We start from the raw sequence: 25,104 nt of genomic DNA on the forward strand, positions 1-25,104 counted from the left end.
CCGTGAGCGCTTTAGTATTACCGGCTGGTTCCGCCACAATGCCTCTAATGCCCACCGGGTAGATCCACCCAGATAAGAACCTATTGCTCCATCAGCACTACAAAAAAGCCGCCAGCAAATTGCCAGCGGCTGTTATTGTTGAGAGTTTGCGCAATTGCCATCAGGGTAGTTGCGAAACGCCCGAAGTCGCCGTACAAGCCGAAGCCATAGCCGTAAAACAATATGGTGAATACGATAGAGTGGGTAAGGTAATTGGTGAGCGCCATACGCCCCGCAGGCGCTAAATGCTGAATCCATTTTTTACCGCCCAAATACAGCACGGCCAAAATACCAATATAGGCAAAGCACAAACCAATATTGGCAATGGCTTGCACGGTAAAAATCATTGCCCCATGGTAATTCGGAATCATCATCTCGATATCTAGCCCGTAAATACCCACTACCAAGGCACTAGGCAAGCCAAAAATGGCACCGAAAAACACCATATTGCGAATCGCTTTGCGATGTTCGATCGGGTTAGTAAAAATACCAGCACGGCCAAATGCAGCACCGATCAAAATGGTACCTAAAACAACAGGTATAAAAAATATCGCTCCACCACCGCCATACATGAGAGCTACTTCCGATAAGCGATAACGCAGCACTTCAGCATAACTACCGGCAGAATATACTTCATGCCCCATGGCTATCATTTGCTGCATCTCAATACGTGTTTGCTCAAAATCAGCCAACATTTCTGCGCCAGATGCCGAGTTTAGCCCCATCTGAATGCCCCATGCACCAAGCCAAAACAGCAACGTAGGAATAATAATTAGTGCGGCACCCCACTTCCAAAGGCGTTTAGCGGGTGTTTTCGTGAACAACAATAAAAGCGCACCAGCAATAGCGTAGGTTACTAAGATATCCCCACCCCAGATGTACACAATATGAATTAACCCGAATAACGCCAATACGAATACCCGGCGGAAAAATAAAAACCTCGGCGCGCTAGTTTTCGCCATTGCTCTATCAAGGAAGAGCACAAAGCCCATACCGAACAACAGCGAGAACATGGTATAGAACTTACCTTGTACAAAGGTATATACGCCCCAAGCAGTGGCATAATCTAACCCTGCTTGTTCACTATTAAACCCGTGCATCATTGCTGTTAATGGCCGCTGAAAATATTCAATGTTCATTAACAAGATGCCCAGTAATGCAAAACCTCGAATGATATCGAGTAAATGGCTGCGCTCTTGCGGCGCTGTAGGAGTTGCCGTACTCATAATGAGCTCCAAATAATCATTATTATTGTAGTTACACTAGCGGCTAACGTTTTTTTTCAATCGGCAAAAGATTAGTAGCGGAATATCTTCTAGGCAAGTTTTAATATGTAACAAAGCTTGCTTGCAGCAGCTTCACACAGTAATTAGCAGGCACAAAAAAACCCGCCTAAGCGGGTTTTTTATGTTCAATGTAGCGAAAACCAATTACTTGATTTTAGCTTCTTTGAACATTACATGCTTGCGAACCACTGGATCAAATTTCTTGATCTCGAATTTCTCAGGCATGTTACGTTTGTTCTTATCTGTGGTGTAGAAGAATCCAGTACCAGCAGAAGAAACCAGACGAATTTTATCGCGCATCGTATTATTCCTTTCGTTCTAGCCGGTATTAAACCCGGACGCCTTTAGTACGCAGATCAGCTAATACCGAATCGATACCGTTCTTATCGATGATACGCATACCTTTAGTAGAAATGCGCAGTTTTACCCAACGCTTTTCGCTTTCAACCCAAAAACGATGGGATTGAAGGTTTGGCAGGAAACGACGGCGGGTCGCGTTATTGGCGTGTGAGCGGTTGTTACCAACCACTGGCCGCTTTCCTGTTACTTGACATACTCGTGACATGTTCGTTACTCCGAAATTGCTTTGCAAGCTCGCCTAATCGCCCTGATGGCCTTGCCCTATAAATCGAGGGCGCAATTTATACTAAAAATCGCCGCAAAATACAAGCTTTGCCGCGTATTTTTTGCTCTTTAAGATCAAAATAGATCTTTTATAACCAGCCCCGTTCCGCGAACGACACGGTTTCGCCAGCACCAATCACAAAATGATCAAGCAAGGCTACATCGATGGTGGTGAGTGCTTCTTTGATCCGCGTAGTAACACGCTGATCAGCTTGGCTTGGCTCAGCCACCCCCGAAGGATGGTTGTGCGCTAAAATTACGGCAGCGGCATTGTGGCGCATCACTAATTTAATGATTTCCCGAGGGTAAACCGGGGCCGCATTGATGGTGCCGTAAAACAGTTCGCAATAATGCAGCAAACGGTGCTGGCTGTCTAGTAGCAAGAGCGCAAATACCTCACGATCTTGGTGGCGTAATTGAGCTGCTAAATAATCTTTTACCATTTCTGGCCGCGTAAACCCCTCGCCCGACCGTAAGGTGCTCGCCAAGTAACGCCGGGTAACCTCTAATATGGCTTGCACCTGCATGCTGCGCGCTAAACCAATGCCGGGGATCTCTAGTAGCCGCTCTTGCGAAAGTGCCAGTAAGCCACCCAAACCGTTCGCGGTCTGTAATACACTGCGGCTCCAGGTAAGTACATCTTTGCCACCAGTGCCGGTACCGAACAATACCGCTAGTAGCTCAGCATCGGTTAAACTTGCGGAGCCAAAGGTGGCGAGCTTCTCCCGCGGCCGTTCATGGGCTTGCCACTCTTTAATCATTAATTTTTGTGGTGGTGCAATGGCTGTTGCACAATTTGTGGTAGTTGCCGTTGCACGCCTAGTTGCGAGCGGCACTTCATTATCTGTAATCGCGGTTAACTTTTCACTCATCGGAACCTCCTGTTCCTGCAGCATTCCCTAGCTGATATTTAAGTATGGATGGGGATGGGTAAATATTCGATGCGCAGCCATTTGCAGATTGCCGAATTATGCTAGCGCTCAAAGAATCACCGAAATGGGCACAGCACAATGGCAAAAACGTGGCGGCTCGTGTTATCTTTACAGTAAGTATTTACTTACATGGATACAACTATGGCTAGCCTGTTAAAGCGTAAGCTATTGCTGATTGTTACTGGCGGTATTGCTGCGTACAAAACGCCCGAATTAGTGCGGCGTTTAAAAGATAATGGCGCGGAAGTGCGCGTGGTAATGACCAAAGGCGCGCAAGCATTTATTACTCCCCTTACCTTGCAAGCGGTTTCTGGCCACCCAGTACATGATGATTTGCTCGATCCGGCTGCAGAAGCAGCAATGGGGCATATTGAATTAGCGCGTTGGGCCGATTTAATTGTAGTAGCGCCCGCTACTGCCAGCGCTATGGCGCGTTTGGCTAATGGCTTTGCTGATGACCTATTTAGTACCCTGTGTTTAGCTACCGATGCACCCATTGCATTAGTGCCAGCGATGAACCGCCTAATGTGGAGTGCGCCCGCTACCCAGCGCAACCTGCACTTGCTAGAAGATGATGGCAAGCTAATTTGGGGGCCCGGTGAAGGTTCGCAAGCTTGCGGCGAAGTGGGTGCTGGGCGCATGCTTGAACCCGCAGAAATTGTTGCGCAAGTTGAACACTTTTTTAGTGGTGCTACTGCACTGCATGCGAAACAAGATAACGCTACCAACAGCACCGCTCTATTGGCGGGCAAGCATATTTTGATAACCGCTGGGCCCACCCGCGAAGCGATTGATCCGGTGCGTTACTTAAGTAATTACTCTTCGGGGAAAATGGGCTTTGCCCTAGCTGCCGCAGCTTATGCCGCTGGTGCGCGCGTTACCTTAGTTGCAGGCCCTTGCGGTTTAGCTACCCCAACCGGGGTGCAGCGTATTGATGTGGTAAGTGCTGAAGAAATGCTAACTGCAGTTGCCAATGCGTTGCCTGGGCAGGATATTTTCATTGGTTGCGCCGCAGTGGCAGATTACCGCCCTGCCAGCGTAGCCGAGCAGAAAATGAAAAAGCAACCGGGCGAGCAAGAGTTGCAACTGCAATTAGTGAAGAACCCAGATATTCTGGCTTGGGTTGCTAGCCAACCTGAAGCTCCTTATTGTGTTGGTTTTGCCGCAGAAACCAATGATGTAATTGAATATGCGCAAAGCAAACTGCAGCGCAAAGGCGTGCAAATGATTATCGCTAACGATGTTAGCAATGCTGATATTGGTTTCAATAGCGATCATAATGCAGTAATAGTAATTACCGCAGAGCAACACACTGAACTAGCCGCCGATAGTAAATTAAATATCGCAACAGAGCTTGTTGCAATCATCTCTAACACCATTACTCAGAACAAGAAGAGCACTACATGAGCAAAGCGATTGATGTAAAAATTCTCGACCCGCGCGTTGGCAAAGAGTTTCCACTTCCTACCTATGCAACTCCAGGTTCAGCGGGGCTTGATCTTCGAGCCTGCATTGGCGAAACCATCACTCTCGAACCCGGGCAAACAGAACTCGTAGGTACTGGGCTAGCCATTCATATTGCAGATCCCGGCCTAGCTGCCGTGATTCTACCCCGCTCTGGTTTAGGCCATAAGCACGGTGTTGTGTTGGGTAACTTGGTGGGCTTGATTGATTCAGATTACCAAGGTGAATTAAAAATCTCGGTTTGGAATCGCGGGAACACAACCTTTCACATTGAGCCTGGTGAGCGTTTAGCTCAGCTGGTAATTGTTCCGGTAGTGCAAGCTGAGTTTAATTTAGTAGGTGAGTTTAACGATAGCTCACGCGGTGCCGGTGGATTTGGTTCATCTGGCCGCCATTAAAAAATAGAAAGAACATTAAGTGGCAATTTAATAAGCCATACCATAATCAGGGAAACCACAAATGAGCACATCGAGTAAACCGAATCGTAAGGAAGAGATTCTTGGTACCTTGGCGTATATGTTGGAAACGCATATCGGCCAACCTATCACTACCAAAAACCTAGCAGCCGAGGTAGGCGTTTCTGAAGCGGCGTTATATCGCCACTTTCCATCAAAAGCAAAAATGTTCGATGATTTGATCACTTATATCGAAGACATAGTGCTTGGCGGCGTAAATAAAGTTTTAGAATCTGAAAAACAAACCCTTGCTCGGGTTCAGCAAATCATTCAGTTAATTCTGCAATTTGCTGAAAGAAGCCCCGGCATGACACGCGTGCTCACTGGTGACGCATTAATGGGTGAACATGAGCGCTTACGCGCCCGAGTAGTAAGTTTGTTCGAACGCCTAGAAACCCAAATAAAGCAGATTCTGCGCGAGCGGCGCATGCGCGAAGGTATCGATTTTACTGCCGATGAGGGTATGCTGGCGAATATCGTAATGGCCTACGCGGAAGGAAAGCTAAGCCAATATGTGCGCTCAAGCTTTAAGAAGAAGCCCACCGATAATTTTGCCGCACAGTGGCAGCTTTTAGAACAACAACTGCTAAACGCTTAGTTTATTCTGAGCGGTTTTCACTAGTTTGTGCACGCGCAAGTAAATCTTGCGCTACCTGCAGCGGCTCTTTGCCTTCGTACAACACTTTGTAAAGTTGCTCTGAAATTGGCATTTCTACGTTGAAACGCTTGGCTAAGGCCACTACTTCACGGGTATTGCGATAACCTTCCACCGCTTGGCCAATATCGGCCATGGCTTGTTCTACCGATTTGCCTTGGCCAATGGCCAAGCCAAATCGGCGGTTGCGTGATTGGTTATCGGTGCAGGTAAGAATTAAATCTCCTAACCCAGCCATACCGGTAAAGGTTTCTGGTTTACCGCCTAGTGCAATTCCTAACCGAGTTAACTCGGCTAATCCACGGGTAATTAATGCTGTGCGCGTATTGGCACCGAAACCTAGGCCATCGGCCATGCCCGCACCAATAGCAATTACATTTTTAACCGCGCCACCTAGCTGCATACCAATGAAATCGTCATTCAGATACACCCGGAACGAGCGATCGCAATGCAGAGCTTCCGCTAAATCACTAACAAACCCTGGCTTATTGGCTGCCACCGCAATAGCAGTAGGCATTCCTTTCGCCATCTCGGCTGCAAACGTAGGGCCAGACAACACCGCTAATGCCCGCTCATTACCGAGTACATCGGTAGCTACTTCCGATAATAAGCGACCCGTTTCTGGCTCCAAGCCTTTAGTTGCCCACGCTACACCGGCATTGGGCCGTAAGTGCGGCGCAATTTGTTGCAGCACGTCTTTAAAACCATAGCTTGGCACTACCACCAAAATCGTATCGGAGGCTTGCACCGCTTTTGCAAGGTTAGGTTCGAGCTGTAGTAGCTCAGGGAAGGGACAACCAGGAAGATAACGCGTGTTTTCATGCGCTGCCTGCATTTCGTTCACTTGTGCTTCGTCACGCCCCCATAAAATGGTGCGCTGGCCTTTGCGAGCAATACAGATAGCAAGGGCGGTGCCATACGACCCCGCCCCTAATACAGTTACCGATGAAGTATCAGCCACTATGTTTACCTAACGCCTAAGCGTCTGCTTTTGGTTGCTCTTGCGCAGCTTGTTGCTGTTGCTGAACGTGCTGAGCAAACACTGCATCAAAGTTAATTGGTGCAAGGTTCAATTGCGGGAACGTACCTTTGCTTACCAAGCCAGAGATTGCTTCACGTGCATACGGGAACAAAATGCTTGGGCAGAACGCCGCTAAAGTATGTGCTAAACCATCTTCAGGCATGTTCTCTGGTACCGAGAAAATACCCGCTTGAGCTACTTCACATAAGAATGCAGTTTCGCCTTCAACAGTGTTTTTCACTGTTAAGGTAAGTACTACTTCATAAATATTCTCATCTAGCTTGGTGTTGCTTACATTCATATCTACATTCAGCTCTGGCTTCCATTCTTTACGGAAGATAGCTGGCGTGTTTGGTGCTTCAAAAGAAACATCTTTCACATAAACGCGTTGAATGTTGAACTGGCTTGCTGGTTGTTGATTGTCGGCAGCGCCGTTTGCTTGAGTTTGCTGTTCGTCAGCCATAGTACTTACCTGCTTTTAACTTAATTTAAGGATTAGAAAACGTTGTCGTTTTATTTTTTCTTTTTTTGCTGCGTTTTTGCTACCGGCAAGCTCGCATTTTGCCAAGCTTGCAAACCACCTTGCAGCACATACACCTGAGAGAATCCTGCTTTTTCAAGTGCTGTGGCAGCGGCTCGGGCAGTGTTTCCGTAGTTGCATACAGTAACAATGGGGGCATCTTTGAATTTCTCAAGGCCTTTTACTTCACCAGCGCGAACTTTTGCCAATTCAATGTTCTTCGAGCCCTGAATGTGCCCCTTCGCAAAATCCTCTGCGCCGCGGGTATCCACGAAAACGCCGCCGCGGTTTACTTTAATCACCGCTTCTTGTGGTTGCAATGGCTGAATCGATGAAAAACGCTTTTTCGCGATATCCATTACCAACAGAACGAACACCACTACCCAAAGTGCACTTAGAATATAGTGTTCAGTTACAAATGCTAAAAATTGGTCCATGACCTCTCCCAACTTACAATTCGCACCATCAAAATAGGGCGATGGTAAACCTTAAAAAACTAGCGCAAGAGTATACCCGCTCAGCGCTCAGATACCAGTAAAATCTGCCCAAAGCAGGTGCTTCTAATCTGTAAATACAGTAAACTAAACGGCAAATTCTGCACAAACTGATATCGAATCGAGGATGCTGCATGGCCGCTTTAAAATCGAACGCCCAAGCTAACACCATGGTAAACAACGGTGGTGATAATAATGGCGCCCCATCTACGCGCAAAAAAACGCTCGCGTTACTTATTTTAGATGGTTGGGGCAGCCGCGATCCGGCAGACGATAATGCAATAGCACACGCCAATACACCAAACCTCGATAAACTTTATGCAACCATGCCGCACACACTCATTGACGGTTCAGGTATGGCTGTAGGCCTTCCTGAGGGGCAAATGGGCAACTCTGAAGTAGGCCACGTAAATCTGGGCGCAGGCCGCATTGTGTATCAAGATTTTACGCGCATCACCAAAGCGATCGCCGATGGTGATTTTGCTAGTAATCCGGTGCTAGTAAATGCTTTGCAAAAAGCAGTTGCAGCCAATGGCAACGTGCACATTATGGGCTTGCTCTCGCCAGGCGGGGTGCATAGCCATGAAGATCATCTAATGGCAATGGCAAAACTGGCAAAAAGCCAAGGGGCGAAGCAAGTATTTGTGCATGCCTTCTTGGATGGCCGGGATACCCCACCGCGTTCAGCAGGTGATTCAATTGCCCGCTTTGAAAGCGAGTTTAACGAACTTCCGGGCGTGCAGTTTGCCAGCCTTTGCGGCCGCTATTTTGCGATGGACCGAGATAACCGTTGGGATCGCGTAGAAAAAGCATGGCGTTTACTAACCCAAGGTAAAGGCATACAGGCACGCACCGCCGAAGAAGGCTTAGCCGCCGCTTATGAGCGTGATGAAAGCGATGAATTTGTGCAGCCCACGTGGCTTGATGGCGCCGTTCCGGTACAAGATGATGATGCCGTATTCTTTATGAACTTCCGCGCTGATCGCGCGCGCGAACTTACCCGCGTATTTGTGGATGATGAGTTTAATGAATTCACTCGCGAACCAAGCCCTCAGCTTTCTGAATTTGTAATGCTCACAGAGTATGCAGCCGATATTCAAGCACCGGTGGCATATCCGCCTGAAGCTCTTGATAACGTGCTCGGTGAGTGGCTCGCTAAACACAATAAAACTCAGCTGCGTATTTCTGAAACCGAAAAATATGCCCACGTTACGTTTTTCTTCAGTGGTGGGCGCGAAAACACTTTCCCGGGTGAGGAGCGAATTTTAGTGCCCTCTCCGCAAGTGGCTACCTATGATTTGCAACCCGAAATGAGCTCAGTAGAACTTACTGATGAGTTGGTAGCGGCCATAGATAGCGGAGCTTACGATGTAGTGATCTGCAATTATCCGAATGGCGATATGGTAGGCCACACCGGTAATTTCGCGGCCGCAGTAAAAGCCTGTGAAGCAGTTGATACGGCAGTAGGCCGGGTAGTAGAAGCATTGCAGCGCAATGGTGGCGAAGGTTTAATTACCGCCGATCATGGCAATGCGGAGCAAATGAACGATCATGCCACGGGGCAATCGCACACAGCGCATACTAGCAACTTAGTGCCGTTAATCTACGTGGGCCGCAAGGCCACCCCAGTAGATGGCGGCCGGTTATCGGATATTGCGCCAACCATGCTCGCCCTTATGGGGATGCCGCAACCTGCCGAAATGACCGGCAAAGTGCTGATGCAAGTGCAGGATTAACCATGCCATCACGTAGGTTTGTGCCGAGGTTTATGCGAAGGTTAATGCCGAGGTTTATGCATAGTTTCATTGTGGCAGTTACGGTAGTTTTTATGCCCGTAAGCTTCACGCTTACCGGACTTATACCTTCCGCCGCGTATGCTGTGGCGCAACAAGACCCACAAGCCGAACATGCGCGTACCCAACGTGAGTTGCAATCGCTGCAGAACGAAATTCAGCAACGCCGGCAAAGTATAGAACGCCGCCAGCAACGCTTAAGCAGCGGTGAGCGTGATCTGCGCAACCTAGAAACGCAAGTGCAATCGGCAGCGCGCCAGTTGCGCGAAACCGAGCTAAAGATCGCTTCAGTTGAAGGGCATATCTACGAACTAGAGCAAGAACAAGCGCGGCTACAAGCGCAAGTAGCCCAGCAAGCAGAAGCGTTAGCGGCACAAATCGAATCGGCCTACAAAAATGGCCAGCATGGTTTTTTAAAATTGTTACTGAACCAAGATAACCCCGCTCGGTTTGAGCGAATGCTGGAATATTATCAACATATTAGTGCCGAGCGGTTAGCAAAGCTCGAGGAATTACATCAGCTTGAAGAACAATTAAAGGTAGTTGAAGCCGATGTGCGCGAACAGCGCGCAAGTTTACAAACCACCATGCGCCAGCAAGAACAACAACGGCAAACGTTGGCTAGCAGGCAGCAGGAGCAAGAGCAATTGGTGGCACGTTTAAAGCGTGAGCAACAAACCGAACAATCCGCTCTGCAAAATATGCTACGCGATGAACAAAACCTCAGCGAGATGTTAGCCGCGTTACAAGAAATCATGTCACGGCAAAACTTCAACTTACGTGGCCTCGCAGATATGCGTGGGCAACTTAGTTGGCCCGCCCAAGGCCGCCTCAAACATGCGTATGGCAGCCAACGTAGCGGCGAAGTACGCTGGCGCGGTGTGGTATTAGAAACTGCCGCTGAAGCGCCTGTGCGTGCCATTGCCGACGGCCGGATTATCTTTTCCGATTGGTTACGTGGCTTCGGCATGGTGGTGATTATCGATCATGGCGAAAACTACATGAGCTTGTACGGGTACAATCAAGCGCTACTGAAAGATATTGGTGAACCTGTGCGCCGCGGCGAAACAATTGCCTTAGCCGGCCGAAGTGGTGGCCAATCAGAAAGTGGTTTGTACTTTGAAATTCGCCATGAAGGTAACCCAATCAATCCAACGCCGTATATTGCGCGCTAGCATATCGGTAAGCTCTTAGGGCGCGCTATCACATTCCAGCTGTGCCAATAAAATCAATGCTTCTTCGCGTGATTCGCCACATACGTATGCTTGCGCGGTGAACGCCGAGCACACAGCTGGCCGCTCTGGTTTGGCAAATATTTTACATAGGTTTTGCACATCAAGCTGCACACAGCGGGTGTTGGCGGGTTTGCCATTCGGCATGCCGGGGATGGGGCTGGAAATAGAAGGTGCGATGCAGCAGGCACCGCACCCTGCTCTACATTCCATACTTGCTCAATACGTTAAGCGTTGGCAAGTTCTTACTGCATTGCCATGCGAAGTTTCTTCATGGCATTTTGTTCCAGCTGGCGAATACGCTCTGCGGAAACTTCATAAGTTGCTGCTAAATCATGCAGTGTACTTTTATTGTCATTTAGCCAACGGGCGCGTACGATTTCACGGCTGCGCTCATCAAGGCTAGCTAGTGCAGAGGCTAAACGCCGATTCGCACGGGCTTCCCAATCTTCAGCTTCTACTACCGCCGCAACATCAGATGATTTATCTTCTAAGTACTGGGAAGGTGAGAATGCGGTTTCACCACTTTCATCATCATCAACACCCATATCGAATGCCGCATCATGGGCACTCATGCGTGATTCCATTTCCATTACTTCGGAAGGCTGAACACCAAGTTCGCGCGCTACCGTATCTACTTCATCATTGGTAAACCAACCCAAGCGTTTTTTCGCCTTGCGCAGGTTAAAGAATAATTTACGTTGTGCTTTTGTGGTTGCTACTTTCACGATACGCCAGTTGCGTAACACATACTCGTGAATTTCAGCTTTAATCCAATGCACAGCAAAGGAAACGAGGCGAACACCTACGGTTGGATCAAAGCGTTTTACGGCTTTCATTAGCCCAATGTTGCCTTCTTGGATAAGGTCTGCCTGTGGCAATCCGTACCCTTGATAGCTGCGTGCTACATGCACAACAAAGCGCAGATGTGACATGATCAACCGCTTTGCCGCGGCCAAATCACCATCTTGCTGTAAACGCTCAGCCAAAGATTTCTCTTCTTCTGCACTTAACATCGGAATGCTATTAACCGATGAAATGTAGGCATCTAGGCTACCCGTGCGGGGTACCGTTAACGCCATTGCTTCAATTTGTGCAGCCATTTACTTCCCTCACTTTCCGCGAATAGAGTACTTATTTATATACGCTTTTTGCGCTTCCAACATAGACCTTCACAAGGCCAATAAGTTCCACTCAGCATACTGTTCGACACACCATTCTAGCAGAGCCGAGCGCTCTTGCAAGTGTGTTATATCGCAACATTGTAACCATTTGATGACAGCGTAAAAATAGCCAAAAGATTGCCTTTAACGGGGTTGTATAGCACTCACATGCCTACGTACTGCAATCCATGACCCAATTAGCCCCAAACCAATGGCTACAGCCCACACCACCAACATATCTTGTAGGGACAAACCCTGCAGCGATAATGTACTCTCATAGGTGGCACTAAACTTAACGATAGCCGAATCGATCCAGATCACTAAAATGGTGGTGGCAAGCCAGGCAATAATGCCGCCCACTACCCCATACCAAAAGCCGGTATACAAAAACGGCCGTTGAATATAGGCATCGGTAGCACCTACTAATTTCATAATCATAATTTCATCACGGCGATTTAGAATGGCTAACCGAATGGTATTCCCCACAATAAGAATAACGGCCGTGCATAATAATAAACCGAGAGCAGCTACGCTGTTCTCCACAACTTTCACTATGCCCTGCAAACGTTCAAGCCACTTTAAATCGAGGCTGGCAGAAGCAACTTCGCGCTCCTGCTCCAGCGCTTGCAGTAAGCTGCGTGCTCTTTCAACGCTAGAATATTCCGCCGTAGGCACTACCACCAATACATCCGGTAATGGGTTGGTTGCTAAGTAATCGAGTGCGCTACCAAAGCCGGATATTTCCCGAAACTCGGCAAGGCCAGCTTCTTTATCAATCAGCTCTACCCTCTCCACTTCGTTCATTAAACGCACGCGTTCTCGGAATGTTTGCACTTCTTGCGAGCGTAAATCTTTGCGCAAAAACACGTTAATTTCAGCCGCGTTATCCCATTCCGCACTTACGCTTTGCGCATTCTTTACCACCACATACAGGGTAGTTGGCAGCGTTAAACTTAATCCTAATACCGCAATGGTCATTAATGAGGCCATTGGCGTACGCCACAAATCGCCCAAACTGCCCAATGCTTGTTGGAAGTTGTTCACGAAAAACATGGTAAAACGGCGCAGCAAGGAAATTTTTACTGCGCTTGCGCCTTTTTTATTATCTCGCTTTTGATTCGTTCCACGCGTAATGAAGGCCATTAGTAGCTCTCCTCATCAAGCGGTTCATAACCATCCGATGCTAGCCCATCATCGATCATGGCGCCGTTTCTGAGCACCAAATTACGATGGCGCATGCGGGCTACTAGGGCTAAATCATGGGTAGCAATAAGCACCGAAACACCTACTTGGTGAAACGATTCAAATAAATTCATAATTTCCAACGATAATGCAGGATCAAGGTTACCGGTGGGCTCATCGGCAAGTAGCAATGGTGGCTTATTAACAATAGCGCGGGCAATGCCTACACGCTGTTGCTCACCGCCCGACAACATAATAGGGTATTTGCGTTCTTGCCCACCTAAGCCAACTTTATCTAATGCTGCTTGCACCCGTTTGCGCGCTTCCGATTGGGTATAACCTTCGATATACAATGGCAGAGCCACGTTATCGAACACGGTTTTGTCCATCAGCAAGCGGTGGTCTTGGAAAATCATGCCAATATCACGGCGCAAATAAGGTATTTGCCGATTGGTGATTTTGCTCAGATCGTGGTTATTAATGAGTACGCGGCCAAGGGTTGGCCGTTCCATTAATGCCACCAAACGCAGCAAGGTACTTTTACCTGCACCAGAGTGGCCAGTTAAGAATGCCATTTCACCTTGCTCAACGGCAAAGGTTACTCTGTTCAGGGCCTGAAATCCGCCCGGATATGTTTTGCTTACCTGCTCAAAACGAATCATACAACACCTTGTTAGTGAGTATTAACTTATGCGCAATGCGCTATTATTATTCTAATTCTTTCGTTTTACTATTCAGCCTTGGCACTATTTTTTGCGGTATCTGCAAGCACATCGGTAAATAATGCAGCAACGAATTCATGCGCCACAAACGGGCGTAAATCAAGCAAGCTTTCACCCACGCCAATATAGCGAATTGGGATTTTAAACTGATTTGCCAATGCAAAAATAACCCCGCCTTTGGCGGTACCATCTAACTTTGTCATAGCCAAGCCGCTAACACCAACGGCTTCATTAAATATTTTTGCTTGGCTAATAGCATTTTGGCCCGTACCTGCGTCTAAAGTAAGCAACACTTCATGCGGCATATTTTCATCTAGCTTCTTCATTACCCGCACAATTTTCTTCAGCTCTTCCATTAGGTTAGCTTTATTTTGCAAACGGCCAGCAGTATCGGCAATTAACACATCCACTCCGCGGGCTTTTGCGGCTTGTACTGCATCAAAAATTACCGAGGCACTATCAGCACCGGTGTGTTGCGCTACTACTGGAATGCTGTTGCGTTCACCCCACACCTGCAGTTGCTCTACCGCTGCCGCTCGGAAGGTATCACCGGCCGCCAACATTACCGATTTGCCCTCACTTTTAAATTGCTGGGCGAGCTTACCAATGGTGGTGGTTTTACCCACACCATTTACGCCCACCATTAAAATAACGAATGGGCCATTAGTGTTATCGATAACCAGCGGTGCATTTACCGGCTCTAGCATTTCCGCCATAAATTCTTTTAAGCGGGTATACAGCAACTCGGCATCTTGTAATTCTTTGCGAGAAGCATGCGCGGTAAGCTCATCAATAATCTTAGCTGTAGTTTCCACGCCCACATCGGCCATTAATAACTGCGTTTCCAGATCTTCGAATAGCTCATCGTCAATCTGTTTGCCTACAAATAAATCAGCTAAACCAGTTCCCAGCGAGCTCGACGTTTTCTTCAAACCATCACGTAAGCGCTGCCACCAGCCTTTTTTCTCAGGCCGCTCAGCCGTGGCTTCACTTGCTTGCGCTGTTGCGCTCAAAGCGGTTGCGGAATCTGCTACTGCGCTTGCCGCAGGGGTAGTTCCGCTGTGCATTGCTGCCGCATCATCTACCGCGCTCGGTAAATCCGTGCCCTCTTTCGGCAAAGCTTCGCTCGCATCTGGCTTATGGGTATTCTGCGCCGCAGCATCGATGTGCTCCTCCTGTTCGGCTTGTTCCTCATGCGCTCGTTTTTCATTCTGCTGCGGATCTGTATCGCGCTGCGCATCTGCCGCAGCATCATCGCTTTTACTGCCGAAAAGGGAAGATAAGAATGAACGTTTTTTTGCCATAACCAAGAATTCCAATACATCGCTGAGAAGCGCTAATAATAGCATTGTTCGGTGCTTATGTGTACGGCCACAACTCGCCCTTATACTGCAGCGCAAGGTGCACTATAATAGCGACAAATAGGTAACGCATAGCGCTATTATCACCATACCACCCAGGAGTTAGCATGGCGAAGAAGCGGCCACAGAGCGCGCCAACGCGCAACGGCAAAGCGGCAGTTAGTGGCCAAATCCGAATTATTGGTGGCCAATGGCGCGGCCGTAAGCTGCCAGTAGCCGATTTACCGGGCTTAAGGCCAACTACTGATCGAGTAAAAGAAACACTGTTTAACTGGCTGCAGTTTGAGTTGCGTGATGCGCGGGTACTCGATGTATTTGCCGGTACGGGCAGTTTGGGCTTTGAGGCGCTTTCTCGCGGTGCTCGCGAATTGGTGATGATTGAGAAAGCCAATCAGGCTGCGCGGCAATTGCAACAGAACGTAGCCACGCTGGCTGCAGCAGATCGGGCAACGGTTATTTGTGCCGATGCACTAGCCACGTTACATGGAACGATTGGCACATTTAATCTTGTGTTGCTAGATCCACCATTTAATCAGGCGTTACTGCAACCATGCATTGACCAGCTCGCGGCTGGAAATCTTGTTGCCAATCAGGGTTGGGTGTACATTGAATGTGAGCAACAACTTACCTTCACAACACCAGCAAACTGGCGTTTGCACCGAGAAAAAACGGCGGGGCAAGTGGCGTATCGGCTATATCAGGTAACCGCTGCTTAAAGGCCTAAATTCGACATGCCTTCATCACGAGCAATGGCGCGTACTTCACGCACAAGCTCTTTATCGATATCGGCACTATCTTGCAGAAATGCCACCATAGCTTGCTGAACTTCAATTTCATAATGGCTTAACGGGTGCTGCTCGATGGCAACAGCCCGCTGGCCCGCATCCTCGATATCGGCAAACTCGCCGAGCTCAAGAAAATGGGCCACTGAACCTTGCGATATTTTTGCCACATCTAACAGCGGCGCGGCATCCCGATCTTCAATACCCTGCATTAAGCTACTTAACGCGGTACAAGCGGCAATGGCAGGAAACATCCCCAATACATCAAACTCTTGCTCACTTGGGGTGCATTCTTCCAGCTTTTCTTGCCAGCGCTGCCAATCGGCGCCTTTATTCACCGCCAACTTATCCCACACCGCATTCAGGCCGCCGCGCAGTACTTTTGGATCGCCAAACTCGGTGCTGACATGAAACAAATCATAGTTAGGTAGCATGCGCTCGCATAAATACGCTGCCAGCACGCCTTGGTGCTTTAAATCGAGATCACGAATCTGTTGGAATATTGTTTTACGTGCCATGAAAACCGCCTTTTATGAGGCCGATGTTGCCAAATACTGCATAATGCCATCAAGGAACATTTGTACAGCAATCATAATCAGAATCAAACCCATCAAACGCTCGATGGCATTTAGCCCGCGCTGCCCTAACGCCCTTAATACAAAGCCACTAAACAGCAAAATGGTGGCCGATATTGCCCAAGCCGCTACCGAAGCAATGGTCCAATCTAGCATTTGATCAGGCGCTTGGTTCGCTAATAGCAGCAACGCTGCTAACAACGATGGGCCCGAAATTAACGGGATGGCTAACGGCACAATAAAGGGCTCATCACCCGCCGGCAAACCAAGTACACCACCTGGTTGTGGGAAAATAAGCCGCAACGCGATAATAAATAGAATAATACCACCGGCAATACTTACCGATTCTTGGCGTAACCCCAGCCAAGCGAGCATACCCGTACCTAAATACAGAAACAGCAGCATGAAAAATAGCGCAAATAACAGTTCGCGAATCAGCACTTTTTTACGCCGTTTCGGATCTACGTGCCGCAGTACCGAGATGAAGATGGGCAAGTTGCCCAGCGGATTCATAATCAGTAGCAAGGTTATCGCAGCGGTAACGGTATCCATGAACTTTCCCTAACATATCGAATTGCGTGTAATGGCGCTAAGTATATCACCAGATTGACAATTTTACTGCCGCTGGAATACGAAAAGCGCGCCTGATTTATGCAGGTTTACTAGAGCAATAGCACTAGTTTAGCAATTACGCCGTAAACCCTCGCCCATTCGAGCGGGGATATAAGGCGTCGATTTTATAGTAGTAAAAAGTCTTGACGCAAGTGCAGGTCAGTGCAAGTATTCTGTATATGTATACAGTGGTTAATATGTCATGTTAAAAGCGACCAAAATACGCATTTATCCCACACCTGAACAGGCGGAATTTCTCAACCGCCAGTTCGGTGCTGCGCGGTTCGTTTACAACAAGGCGCTGCATATCATTAGCTCACAACACAAACGCCACGGCCTGAAGCTCAAGGCCAAGGAACAGGGCAAGCATCTGGTTAAAATTGATCAGTGGTTCGCCAGCTCCAAAACCTGCTCATGCTGCGGCCACAAGGTGGATTTTTTGCCATTGTCGGTGCGCAACTGGACCTGCCCTGCTTGTAAAGCAGAGCTTGACCGCGACATCAACGCCGCGATTAATATCCGGCAGCAGGGTATTATCAAGCTAAGAGCCGAAGGACTGTCGGCTCCTGCCAATGGAGGCTTGCGTAAATCCGGCCACGCGCTGGTTGCTGCCTAAGAAGTTGGAAGCCTCGCCCGGCAGGGCGGAGAGCAGTCACTGTAATCTGTTTACTTAGTTGCGTTTACATTAGGAGAGCTTGGTGACGGGATGGCAGCACATTGCTGGTAGCGATGCGTTGAACTTGAATTTAATTCAGCGCGCCGAAAAACTAATTACCCCATACATTGTGCATACTCCTGTGCTGCAAAGCCCTACCTTGAATAAAATAGCTGGTGCTGAGCTATTCTTTAAATGCGAAAACCTACAAAAAACAGGTGCCTTTAAATTTCGTGGCGCCGTGCATGCACTGCTACATTTAACGGCTGAGCAGCGCCAACATGGGGTGTTTACCGTATCTTCCGGTAATCATGGTGCCGCATTGGCCGCCGCTGGTGCTATTTTGGGTATCGCCGTAAAAGTGGCGGTGCCGAAGAATGCGCCAGCGGTTAAGAAGGCCAATATTGCCAGCTACCAAGCAGAGATCGTAGAAATTGAACCCGGTATGGCCGCGCGTGAGAACTTCATTCATGAACAAGCGCGCAACGATGCACAGCGCTCATTTATACCACCTTACGATCATCCGCTGATTATGGCCGGCCAAGGCACTGCCGCACTGGAGTTGGTGAAAGCGGAACCGGAACTTGATGTGTTAATTACCCCGCTAGGCGGTGGTGGTTTACTCTCTGGCACCGCCATGGTGGGCCACAGCCAAGGAATGGATGTATTTGGCGTAGAGCCGGAGCTCGCTAGCGATGGTTGGCATTCCTTACAAACCGGTAGTATTCAGCCAGCGCTGCCCCCCACAAGCATCTGCGATGGCTTACTTACCAGTTTAGGGCAACATACCTTTCCGGTGCTACAAACCATGGTGAACAACGTGTTGTTAGTATCTGAAACCGAAGTAGTAAACGCCATGCAAACCCTATGGCAAGCCCTAAAGCTCGTAATTGAACCTTCATCGGCCACCGTTTTCGCGGCAGTTTGCAAATACCCACAGCATTTCCGTGGCAAACGCATTGGCCTTATTTTAAGTGGCGGCAACGTTGATGTTGCTCAACTACCATGGCCGGTTACACCGCTGGAGTTACACCCATGAGTATCAACTGGAATACCATTATTGGCCCGCAAGTGTTGGTAGATAGTAAGAAAGCCAAACGCAATATCAAGCGCATGCAGGAAAAGGCAGTAGCTGCTGAGGTAGCTCTACGGCCGCATTTCAAAACCCACCAATCAGTGAGTATTGGGAAATGGTTTGGTAATCCTGCAACCACCCCTATTGCGGTTTCCTCGGCCGATATGGCCCGCATGTTCGCCAGCGCTGGTTGGCAAGATATTCTGATTGCCATCCCTTTGAACCCGCGCGCTTTGCCTGCCTATAACCGCTTAGCCAGCGAAGTAACTTTAGGCTTAACCATCGAAAGCATGGCCGCTCTTAGCACTGTTGAGCGCATACAAAACCCAGTAGATGTGTATATCGAAGTAGATGCTGGCTACGGCCGAACCGGCATTTCCTGGCGCCAGCACGAGTTAATCGCGCAAATCCTAACCCATGCCCGCAATGTTCCCCATGTGCGCCAGCTCGGGTTATTACTGCATGCGGGCAATAGCTATAACGCCCGTGGCGATATTGGTATTGCCGAAATTCATCACGAAAGCTTGCAGCGTTTACAGGAACTGTTGCCGCACTTACCTGATGCCGAAACATTGCGCATTAGTGTAGGCGACACCCCAACCTGCAGCCGTATGCATGAGTTTCCCGGCGCTGATGAAATTCGACCTGGCAATTATGTGTTTTATGATTGGCAGCAACAACGCATTGGCGCTTGCGAGTGGTCTGATGTTGCCCTTGCGCTCGCCTGCCCAATTATTGGCATTTACCCAGAGCGCGGCGAAGTGGTAGTGCATGGGGGCGCAGTGCACTTCAGCAAAGATTGGGCTAGCGTAGATGGGAAACCGGTGTTTGGCCAAGTAGTGCACCAAACCAAAAGTGGTTGGGGTGGCCCTATTCAAGGCGCTCAATTAATTGGTGTATCGCAAGAGCACGGCAAGGTGCGGGTGCCCGATGCCATGCTAAAAGAACTCAGCCTAAGCGATTTATTAGTGATTGTGCCGGCCCATTCTTGCTTGGTTATGTCGGCATTTCATGGTGAGTGTGTAGTAATCTAAAAAGCCCCGGAGTAACTCCGAGGCTTTCCATGCTTGCCGCTAACTGGCGACACTTATGTTCATTTTGTTATGCACGCATAAGTACTTTTTCGCGAAATACTTTTTCGCAAAGCACTACTTGGCAAACAGTTGCTCGATATCAGCGAACGCTTTGAATTCTAACGCATTGCCAGCCGGATCATAAAAGAACATGGTGGCCTGCTCGCCAGGTTTATCCTGAAAGCGAATATAGGGCTCAATTACAAATTGAATTCCGGCAGCACGCACGCGATCAGCCAACTCTTGCCAACTTGGCATATCCAATACCACACCGAAATGCGGCACCGGTACATCATGGCCATCCACAGGATTGCTTACCGGTGGTAGCAAACGATCTGGTGCTACATGGGTAACCAATTGATGGCCATAGAAGTTCCAATCAATCCAGTGATCACTGCTGCGCCCTTCAGCGCAGCCAAGTAAATCACCATAAAATGCGCGTGCTTTGGCAAGATTATCTACCGGAATAGCTAAATGAAATGGGGCAACCGCCATTACATTTTCTCCAAGGCTTGTGCTAAATCGTTAATTAAATCTTGGGTATCTTCAATGCCCACCGAAATGCGCACAAAGTTATCGTGAATACCTAATTTCTGGCGGTTCTCTGCCGGAATTGAGGCGTGGGTCATGATGGCTGGGTGCTCAATTAAGCTTTCTACGCCACCAAGAGATTCTGCTAAAGCAAAAATCTCAACCGCTTCTAGGAAACGCCGTGCGGTATCGAGATCGCCATCCAAGAAAATAGAAATCATACCGCCAAAGCCACTCATTTGCGCTTTCGCTAACTCATGCTGTGGATGGCTTGCTAAACCAGGGTGAATCACTTTTTTCACCCGTGGATGCTGCTCTAACCAGGTCGCGATTTCTAATGCGGCTTGGTTATGATGCTTCATGCGCAGCGCTAAGGTTTTCACGCCGCGCAACGCTAAATACGCATCAAATGGCCCTGCAATAGCGCCAATTGAATTTTGTAAAAACGCCATTTGCTCTTGCAGATCCTCCCGTTCGCCCACCACAGCAACGCCACCCACCATGTCAGAGTGGCCGTTCAAGTATTTGGTAGCAGAGTGCATTACGATATCGGCACCCATAGCCAACGGCAGTTGGTTATATGGCGTAGCAAAGGTGTTATCCACCACTACAATCATATCTGGGTTGTGTGCTCTAGCTGCCGCAACAACCGCTTTAATATCTACCAACTTCATCATTGGGTTGCTTGGCGTTTCTATCCACACCATGCGAGTTTTTGGCGTAAACGAAGCTTGCAGCGCCTGCATATCAGTAAGATCAACGTAGCTAAACTCAAGGCCCGCAGAACGACCACGCACCTTATCGAAAAGCCGAAAGCTACCGCCGTATAAATCGTCCATCGCTACCATATGATCGCCGGTATCTAGCAATTCTAAAATCGTAGAGGTTGCAGCCATACCCGAGGCAAACGCATAGCCTCGGCTGCCGCCTTCTAGATTGGCAATAGACCGTTCCCACGCAAACCGAGTTGGGTTTTGCGAGCGCGAGTATTCAAAGCCAGAATGCTCACCTGGGCTCGGTTGAATATAGGTAGAGCTAGTTACGATGGGTGGCATTACTGCTCCTGTAACAGGCTCTGGCTCTTGGCCACCATGAATAGTACGGGTGGCAAATGCTAAATGTTTCGTATCGCGCATATTATAAATACTCCTTAACCGAAATCTTGAGCGTTTAACCACTCATCATTAAATAGTTTGGATAAATACCGGCAACCGGTATCACAGGCCAAAGTAACCACACGCTTCGGTTCAGTTTGTTCGCGGCAATATTGCAGCGCAGCAGCGATTAACGTGCCGCTTGAAGAGCCTACCATAATGCCTTCTTTCAATAGCACTTCACGCGCTACCGCAAATGATTCTTTGTCGCTAATGCTATAGGCTTTTCCAGCCAAGGCAATTTCACAAATTACGGGAATGAAATCTTCGCCAATCCCTTCAACGCGCCAGCTGCCGGCTTCTACTTCTTTGCCTTCATTAATCAATGGCGCCAAAATAGAACCATCGGGATCTGCTAACACCAGCTCCATATCTGCTTTTTGCTCACGCAAATAACGGCCCACGCCGGTAAGCGTTCCGCCAGAACCTACGCCACACACGAAAGCATCTAGTTTGCCTTCCATTTGCTGCCAAATTTCTGGGCCAGTGGTATCGTAATGCGCCTGCACATTAGCAGGGTTTTCAAATTGGTTGATATAAAACGCACCGCGCTCTGCAGAAAGGCGTAACGCTAAATCTTGATAATACTCAGGGTGGCCCTTTTGCACATCAGAGCGCGTTTCAATAACTTCTGCACCAAGGGCACGCAAGTTATACAGTTTCTCACGGCTCATTTTGTCTGGCAGCACGATGATTAACTTGTAACCTTTTTGCGCCGCTACTAATGCCAAACCTAAACCCGTGTTACCGGCGGTAGCTTCAATTAAGGTATCGCCCGGCTTAATTTTGCCTTGCTCTTCTGCCGCAGCAATCATGGCAACCGCAATACGATCTTTAATCGAAGCACCTGGGTTTTGTATTTCTAACTTCAAATATAGTTCGCACGGGCCCGTATCTATATGGTTCACGCGAACCATTGGCGTATTCCCGATCATTTCCAGCGCGTTATTAAATACCTGCATGGGTTTGCCTTCTATTAATTCAATTGCCTGTTGCGTATTTTTCTTGCCAATAAACAACAGCGGTTAAAAAAGTGACTGCTATTCTACAAGGAACGGCGCTCACTATCTATGCTACTTATTTCTAAGCAAGTACTTTATGTGATAGTTTATTAAGGGTTAACAAACTTACAACGAGGAATAACCATGCGCCTAAACAAATTTCATCTGCTAGCGGTAGGTGCCACTGCAGCACTTGCAGCCTGCACGCCAGCCGAGCAAAACCCACAAGATGCATTCTTTGATGCAATTTTAGCCCACTGTGGCAACGCTTATGAAGGTCGAGTTACATCTGGCGATCCGGAAACCGATCAAACGTGGATGAACAACCGCATTGTTATCGAAGTACGTGAGTGCACCGATACACGCATTCGTATTCCGCTGCATGTAGGCGATAATCATTCACGTACGTGGATTATTAGCAAAACAGCTACTGGGCTTGAATTAAAACATGATCACCGTTTAGCAGATGGCAGCGATGATCCAATGACCATGTACGGCGGTAGCACAATTTCTCCGGGCACTCCTTACGAGCAAGCCTTCCCTGTAGACGAGTTCAGCAAGCAACTCTTTACTGAGCTTGATGCTACCGTATCACTTACCAACACTTGGTATATGTCGTTCCCAGACGAAAACACTTTCCGCTACCGGTTATCGCGTGAAAACCGCGAGTTCCACGTAGATGTAGATTTAAGTAACCCTGTAGAAGCGCCACAAGCTCCTTGGGGCTGGGAAGATCATTACCAGTATTAATCTTTGCTTTCCTGCAACAAATAACAAAATGCCGCACTCTGAAGTGCGGCATTTTTTGTATCTTAATCAGCCCATGCGCGCTCGCACTAGAACGGCCGCGGTGAATCACCCGTTAAACACTGTTGGTACAGCGCTTCTAAATCATATTCTTGATAGCGCAATTCGCGCCCTTCCAGCGTGTAATGGCCAAACAATGTTTGCCCATCGCGGCGAAACTCCACATTATCGGCGCCCACAAAACGATCCAAATGAATCACTCGCTTATACACACCACGATAATCGCAACTCATTACCACAAAAATTTGGCTGTTATCTGCACTACCTGATCCTAATGCCGATATGGTGTAACCCTCACCTTCATAGGTATCAATCGCTTGCTGATTGCCAGCGTAATACATTACCAAGCTAAACAACGTGAGTAGCGCAATCATCGCAATCCAAATACCTACGCCAAGCCGAGCAATTTTCCAATGCTGCCAATCACCTACGCCCCTACGTAAAGTGAAATACCCAGCAATAGCTGCAACAAGAAAGCCAGTGGTAATCAAGCTTTCGAAAATCACCTGCGTTTCGGTCCAGCGCCATATAAACAGATAATCACCGGGCATTGCTACGGCATCAAACCAAACTGGAATGGTAAGCAATAAAATGGATAAGCCAATCCACATCGCGCGTTGTTGCGCCGGCATTGGTAGATCAAGTTTCGTTTGCTCACTATTTGCTTGCTCACTAGAAGTAGAGCTCTGTTGTTGCGGCTGCTTTTGTTGCATAGGCCCTCTTATGCGTTGTCTCACATAGTTACACTGCAATTACTACGAACAACAGTGAAGTAGTAGGTGTTATGCGCTGCAGAATAACAAACATCGGTTAAAAAGGCATCTTCCGTAGTTGGGAAATTCCGTGCACTAGTAAAGAGGCAAAAGCATACTAAAGCTCGCGTAATTGGCTCAATAACGCATCAAGTGCGCGATAACTTAACGCCTCCATTACATGTTCTTTTTTTAGCTCGGGCTCTTCCGCTAAATCCGCAATCGTGCGCGCTAGCCGCAACGTACGATGATATGCCCGGTGCGAAAGCGAAAACTTCTCCATCGCGGTTACCAAAAAATCATGATCACAGGCATCTAGCCGCGCTACTTTTGCCAATTCTTTCGCGCTCAGCGCATGATTTAAACACCCCTGCCTTTGCAGCTGTATTTGCTGCGCAGCCACAACATTTTGCTGCAACAGCGCCGACGATTCTCCTTTCTTTTGTTGGCTACTTTGCGCCAATCGAAGCGTTTCCGGTTGCCGTGGCACATCTACCTGTAAATCAATACGATCTAAGAATGGGCCTGAAATCTTTCCCAAGTACTTTAAGATTTGCTCCGGTGTAGACCGCGAGCTTTGTATATCGCCATTAAAGGTGCCACACGGAGAAGGGTTTAATGCGCACACCAGCTGAAATCGCGCAGGAAACGTAACCTGTTGCCGAGCGCGGCTAATACTCACGCGCCCGGATTCTAATGGCTCACGCAGTGAATCAAGTACATGCCGAGGTGTTTCGGTAAGCTCATCCATAAATAAGATGCCACGGTGAGCCAAAGTTATTTCGCCAGGCCTTGGTATGCCAACACCCCCACCAACTAAGGCAGCTGCAGAGCAAGAATGATGGGGCGCGCGAAAGGGGCGTTGCCGCCAGCTTTGCGCTTGAAATTTCTCGCCCGTAAGTGAACTAATGGCCGCTACTTCCAGCGCCTCCGGCTCCGGTAAAGGCGGCATTAAGCCAACCAATCGCTGCGCCAGCATCGTTTTGCCGGTACCTGGTGGCCCCACAAATAGTACATGATGGCCGCCAGCTGCCGCGAGCAACAACGCGCGTTTAGCTCGCTCTTGGCCATGTACATCAGCGATGTCTGCAATACCTTGCGGCTGCGGTGGTAGTTGCTGCGGTTCAATGAACGGTAATACACT

The 25,104-nt window shown here is 48.5% G+C and carries 29 protein-coding genes; 10 read left to right on the forward strand and 19 right to left on the reverse strand.

The window, feature by feature from the left end:
* Positions 1-80: 80 nt before the first annotated feature.
* The 4 genes from ACNA7P_RS09320 to radC all read right to left on the reverse strand — a co-directional run bounded on the left by ACNA7P_RS09320 (position 81) and on the right by radC (position 2,710).
* The gene (locus ACNA7P_RS09320) at positions 81-1,265 is read right to left on the reverse strand and encodes a DUF418 domain-containing protein (RefSeq protein ID WP_416258357.1); all 1,185 of its coding nucleotides are present in this window, start codon (positions 1,263-1,265) and stop codon (positions 81-83) included.
* A 204-nt stretch (positions 1,266-1,469) separates the two neighbouring features.
* Positions 1,470-1,625 (reverse strand): 50S ribosomal protein L33, encoded by a 156-nt coding sequence (gene rpmG / locus ACNA7P_RS09325; protein WP_007420939.1) that lies wholly within the window; start codon positions 1,623-1,625, stop codon positions 1,470-1,472.
* A 28-nt stretch (positions 1,626-1,653) separates the two neighbouring features.
* Positions 1,654-1,890, reverse strand: coding sequence for a 50S ribosomal protein L28 (gene rpmB, locus ACNA7P_RS09330; protein ID WP_416258358.1), 237 nt, complete (start codon positions 1,888-1,890; stop codon positions 1,654-1,656).
* 148 nt (positions 1,891-2,038) lie between these two features.
* Positions 2,039-2,710 (reverse strand): RadC family protein, encoded by a 672-nt coding sequence (gene radC, locus ACNA7P_RS09335; protein WP_416258383.1) that lies wholly within the window; start codon positions 2,708-2,710, stop codon positions 2,039-2,041.
* Between the two features lie 312 nt (positions 2,711-3,022).
* On the opposite strand from radC, the gene coaBC reads away from it, so the two are divergent.
* From coaBC to slmA, 3 genes are all read left to right on the forward strand, one after another.
* Positions 3,023-4,288 (forward strand): bifunctional phosphopantothenoylcysteine decarboxylase/phosphopantothenate--cysteine ligase CoaBC, encoded by a 1,266-nt coding sequence (coaBC, locus tag ACNA7P_RS09340; protein WP_416258359.1) that lies wholly within the window; start codon positions 3,023-3,025, stop codon positions 4,286-4,288.
* A complete protein-coding gene (gene dut, locus ACNA7P_RS09345) occupies positions 4,285-4,743 on the forward strand; it encodes a dUTP diphosphatase (protein WP_416258360.1) in 459 nt (152 codons plus the stop codon). Before coaBC ends, dut begins: the two co-directional genes overlap by 4 nt.
* A 61-nt stretch (positions 4,744-4,804) precedes the next feature.
* Entirely contained in the window at positions 4,805-5,398 is a 594-nt protein-coding gene (slmA, locus tag ACNA7P_RS09350; RefSeq protein ID WP_416258361.1) for a nucleoid occlusion factor SlmA, read from the forward strand.
* Between the two features lies 1 nt (position 5,399).
* On the opposite strand, the gene gpsA is transcribed toward slmA, so the two are convergent.
* From gpsA to ACNA7P_RS09365, 3 genes are read right to left on the reverse strand one after another with little or no spacing between them, the layout of a single operon-like run.
* Positions 5,400-6,416 carry an NAD(P)H-dependent glycerol-3-phosphate dehydrogenase gene (gene gpsA / locus ACNA7P_RS09355; RefSeq protein ID WP_416258362.1) on the reverse strand — a complete coding sequence of 339 codons (1,017 nt, stop codon included), beginning with the start codon at positions 6,414-6,416 and terminating at the stop codon, positions 5,400-5,402.
* A gap of 16 nt (positions 6,417-6,432) precedes the next feature.
* Entirely contained in the window at positions 6,433-6,939 is a 507-nt protein-coding gene (secB, locus tag ACNA7P_RS09360) for a protein-export chaperone SecB (protein WP_416258363.1), read from the reverse strand.
* Between the two features lie 50 nt (positions 6,940-6,989).
* On the reverse strand, positions 6,990-7,433 hold the full coding sequence (locus tag ACNA7P_RS09365; RefSeq protein ID WP_416258364.1) for a rhodanese-like domain-containing protein: 444 nt from the start codon (positions 7,431-7,433) through the stop codon (positions 6,990-6,992).
* 227 nt (positions 7,434-7,660) lie between these two features.
* On the opposite strand from ACNA7P_RS09365, the gene gpmI reads away from it, so the two are divergent.
* Positions 7,661-9,226: a 2,3-bisphosphoglycerate-independent phosphoglycerate mutase gene (gene gpmI / locus ACNA7P_RS09370; protein WP_416258384.1), complete on the forward strand. Its 1,566-nt coding sequence runs from the start codon at positions 7,661-7,663 to the stop codon at positions 9,224-9,226.
* Between the two features lie 56 nt (positions 9,227-9,282).
* Complete coding sequence (locus ACNA7P_RS09375; protein WP_416258365.1) at positions 9,283-10,458, forward strand: murein hydrolase activator EnvC family protein; 1,176 nt, start codon at positions 9,283-9,285, stop codon at positions 10,456-10,458.
* Positions 10,459-10,473: 15 nt separating this feature from the next.
* Here ACNA7P_RS09375 and ACNA7P_RS09380 read toward each other — a convergent pair whose 3' ends face one another.
* From ACNA7P_RS09380 to ftsY, 5 genes are all read right to left on the reverse strand, one after another.
* The gene (locus ACNA7P_RS09380; protein ID WP_416258366.1) at positions 10,474-10,728 is read right to left on the reverse strand and encodes a YkgJ family cysteine cluster protein; all 255 of its coding nucleotides are present in this window, start codon (positions 10,726-10,728) and stop codon (positions 10,474-10,476) included.
* Between the two features lie 32 nt (positions 10,729-10,760).
* On the reverse strand, positions 10,761-11,618 hold the full coding sequence (rpoH, locus tag ACNA7P_RS09385; protein ID WP_416258367.1) for an RNA polymerase sigma factor RpoH: 858 nt from the start codon (positions 11,616-11,618) through the stop codon (positions 10,761-10,763).
* 204 nt (positions 11,619-11,822) lie between these two features.
* Positions 11,823-12,821 carry a permease-like cell division protein FtsX gene (gene ftsX, locus ACNA7P_RS09390; RefSeq protein WP_416258368.1) on the reverse strand — a complete coding sequence of 333 codons (999 nt, stop codon included), beginning with the start codon at positions 12,819-12,821 and terminating at the stop codon, positions 11,823-11,825.
* Positions 12,821-13,522: a cell division ATP-binding protein FtsE gene (gene ftsE / locus ACNA7P_RS09395; RefSeq protein WP_416258369.1), complete on the reverse strand. Its 702-nt coding sequence runs from the start codon at positions 13,520-13,522 to the stop codon at positions 12,821-12,823. Before ftsE ends, ftsX begins: the two co-directional genes overlap by 1 nt.
* Positions 13,523-13,590: 68 nt before the next feature.
* A complete protein-coding gene (gene ftsY / locus ACNA7P_RS09400) occupies positions 13,591-14,886 on the reverse strand; it encodes a signal recognition particle-docking protein FtsY (RefSeq protein ID WP_416258370.1) in 1,296 nt (431 codons plus the stop codon).
* A 164-nt stretch (positions 14,887-15,050) separates the two neighbouring features.
* Between ftsY and rsmD the strand changes: the two genes are divergently transcribed.
* Positions 15,051-15,659 carry a 16S rRNA (guanine(966)-N(2))-methyltransferase RsmD gene (gene rsmD / locus ACNA7P_RS09405; RefSeq protein ID WP_416258371.1) on the forward strand — a complete coding sequence of 203 codons (609 nt, stop codon included), beginning with the start codon at positions 15,051-15,053 and terminating at the stop codon, positions 15,657-15,659.
* On the opposite strand, the gene ACNA7P_RS09410 is transcribed toward rsmD, so the two are convergent.
* Both ACNA7P_RS09410 and ACNA7P_RS09415 read right to left on the reverse strand, forming a co-directional pair.
* Positions 15,656-16,243 (reverse strand): YjaG family protein, encoded by a 588-nt coding sequence (locus ACNA7P_RS09410; protein ID WP_416258372.1) that lies wholly within the window; start codon positions 16,241-16,243, stop codon positions 15,656-15,658. The two genes, rsmD and ACNA7P_RS09410, sit on opposite strands and share 4 nt — an antisense overlap.
* 12 nt (positions 16,244-16,255) lie before the next feature.
* A complete protein-coding gene (locus ACNA7P_RS09415; RefSeq protein ID WP_416258373.1) occupies positions 16,256-16,852 on the reverse strand; it encodes a YhgN family NAAT transporter in 597 nt (198 codons plus the stop codon).
* Between the two features lie 262 nt (positions 16,853-17,114).
* Between ACNA7P_RS09415 and ACNA7P_RS09420 the strand changes: the two genes are divergently transcribed.
* The 3 genes from ACNA7P_RS09420 to ACNA7P_RS09430 all read left to right on the forward strand — a co-directional run bounded on the left by ACNA7P_RS09420 (position 17,115) and on the right by ACNA7P_RS09430 (position 19,676).
* Complete coding sequence (locus ACNA7P_RS09420) at positions 17,115-17,528, forward strand: zinc ribbon domain-containing protein (protein ID WP_416258374.1); 414 nt, start codon at positions 17,115-17,117, stop codon at positions 17,526-17,528.
* Positions 17,529-17,610: 82 nt separating this feature from the next.
* Positions 17,611-18,606, forward strand: coding sequence for a threonine ammonia-lyase (locus ACNA7P_RS09425; RefSeq protein WP_416258375.1), 996 nt, complete (start codon positions 17,611-17,613; stop codon positions 18,604-18,606).
* Positions 18,603-19,676, forward strand: coding sequence for an alanine racemase (locus ACNA7P_RS09430; protein WP_416258376.1), 1,074 nt, complete (start codon positions 18,603-18,605; stop codon positions 19,674-19,676). Before ACNA7P_RS09425 ends, ACNA7P_RS09430 begins: the two co-directional genes overlap by 4 nt.
* A 114-nt stretch (positions 19,677-19,790) precedes the next feature.
* Here ACNA7P_RS09430 and ACNA7P_RS09435 read toward each other — a convergent pair whose 3' ends face one another.
* From ACNA7P_RS09435 to ACNA7P_RS09445, 3 genes are read right to left on the reverse strand one after another with little or no spacing between them, the layout of a single operon-like run.
* Complete coding sequence (locus ACNA7P_RS09435) at positions 19,791-20,210, reverse strand: VOC family protein (protein WP_416258377.1); 420 nt, start codon at positions 20,208-20,210, stop codon at positions 19,791-19,793.
* Entirely contained in the window at positions 20,210-21,382 is a 1,173-nt protein-coding gene (locus tag ACNA7P_RS09440) for a trans-sulfuration enzyme family protein (RefSeq protein WP_416258378.1), read from the reverse strand. Before ACNA7P_RS09440 ends, ACNA7P_RS09435 begins: the two co-directional genes overlap by 1 nt.
* 14 nt (positions 21,383-21,396) lie before the next feature.
* Positions 21,397-22,362: a PLP-dependent cysteine synthase family protein gene (locus ACNA7P_RS09445; RefSeq protein WP_416258379.1), complete on the reverse strand. Its 966-nt coding sequence runs from the start codon at positions 22,360-22,362 to the stop codon at positions 21,397-21,399.
* Between the two features lie 183 nt (positions 22,363-22,545).
* Between ACNA7P_RS09445 and ACNA7P_RS09450 the strand changes: the two genes are divergently transcribed.
* Positions 22,546-23,151 carry a hypothetical protein gene (locus ACNA7P_RS09450; RefSeq protein ID WP_416258380.1) on the forward strand — a complete coding sequence of 202 codons (606 nt, stop codon included), beginning with the start codon at positions 22,546-22,548 and terminating at the stop codon, positions 23,149-23,151.
* An 86-nt stretch (positions 23,152-23,237) separates the two neighbouring features.
* Here the strand turns inward: ACNA7P_RS09450 and ACNA7P_RS09455 are convergent, their stop codons facing one another.
* Positions 23,238-23,921, reverse strand: coding sequence for a hypothetical protein (locus tag ACNA7P_RS09455; protein WP_416258381.1), 684 nt, complete (start codon positions 23,919-23,921; stop codon positions 23,238-23,240).
* 157 nt (positions 23,922-24,078) lie between these two features.
* Positions 24,079-25,104 (reverse strand): YifB family Mg chelatase-like AAA ATPase (locus ACNA7P_RS09460; RefSeq protein ID WP_416258382.1); only part of this gene is annotated, 1,026 nt, incomplete at its 5' end.

It is taken from the genome of Aliidiomarina sp., assembly GCF_047920995.1.
Classification (GTDB): Bacteria; Pseudomonadota; Gammaproteobacteria; order Enterobacterales; family Alteromonadaceae; genus Aliidiomarina.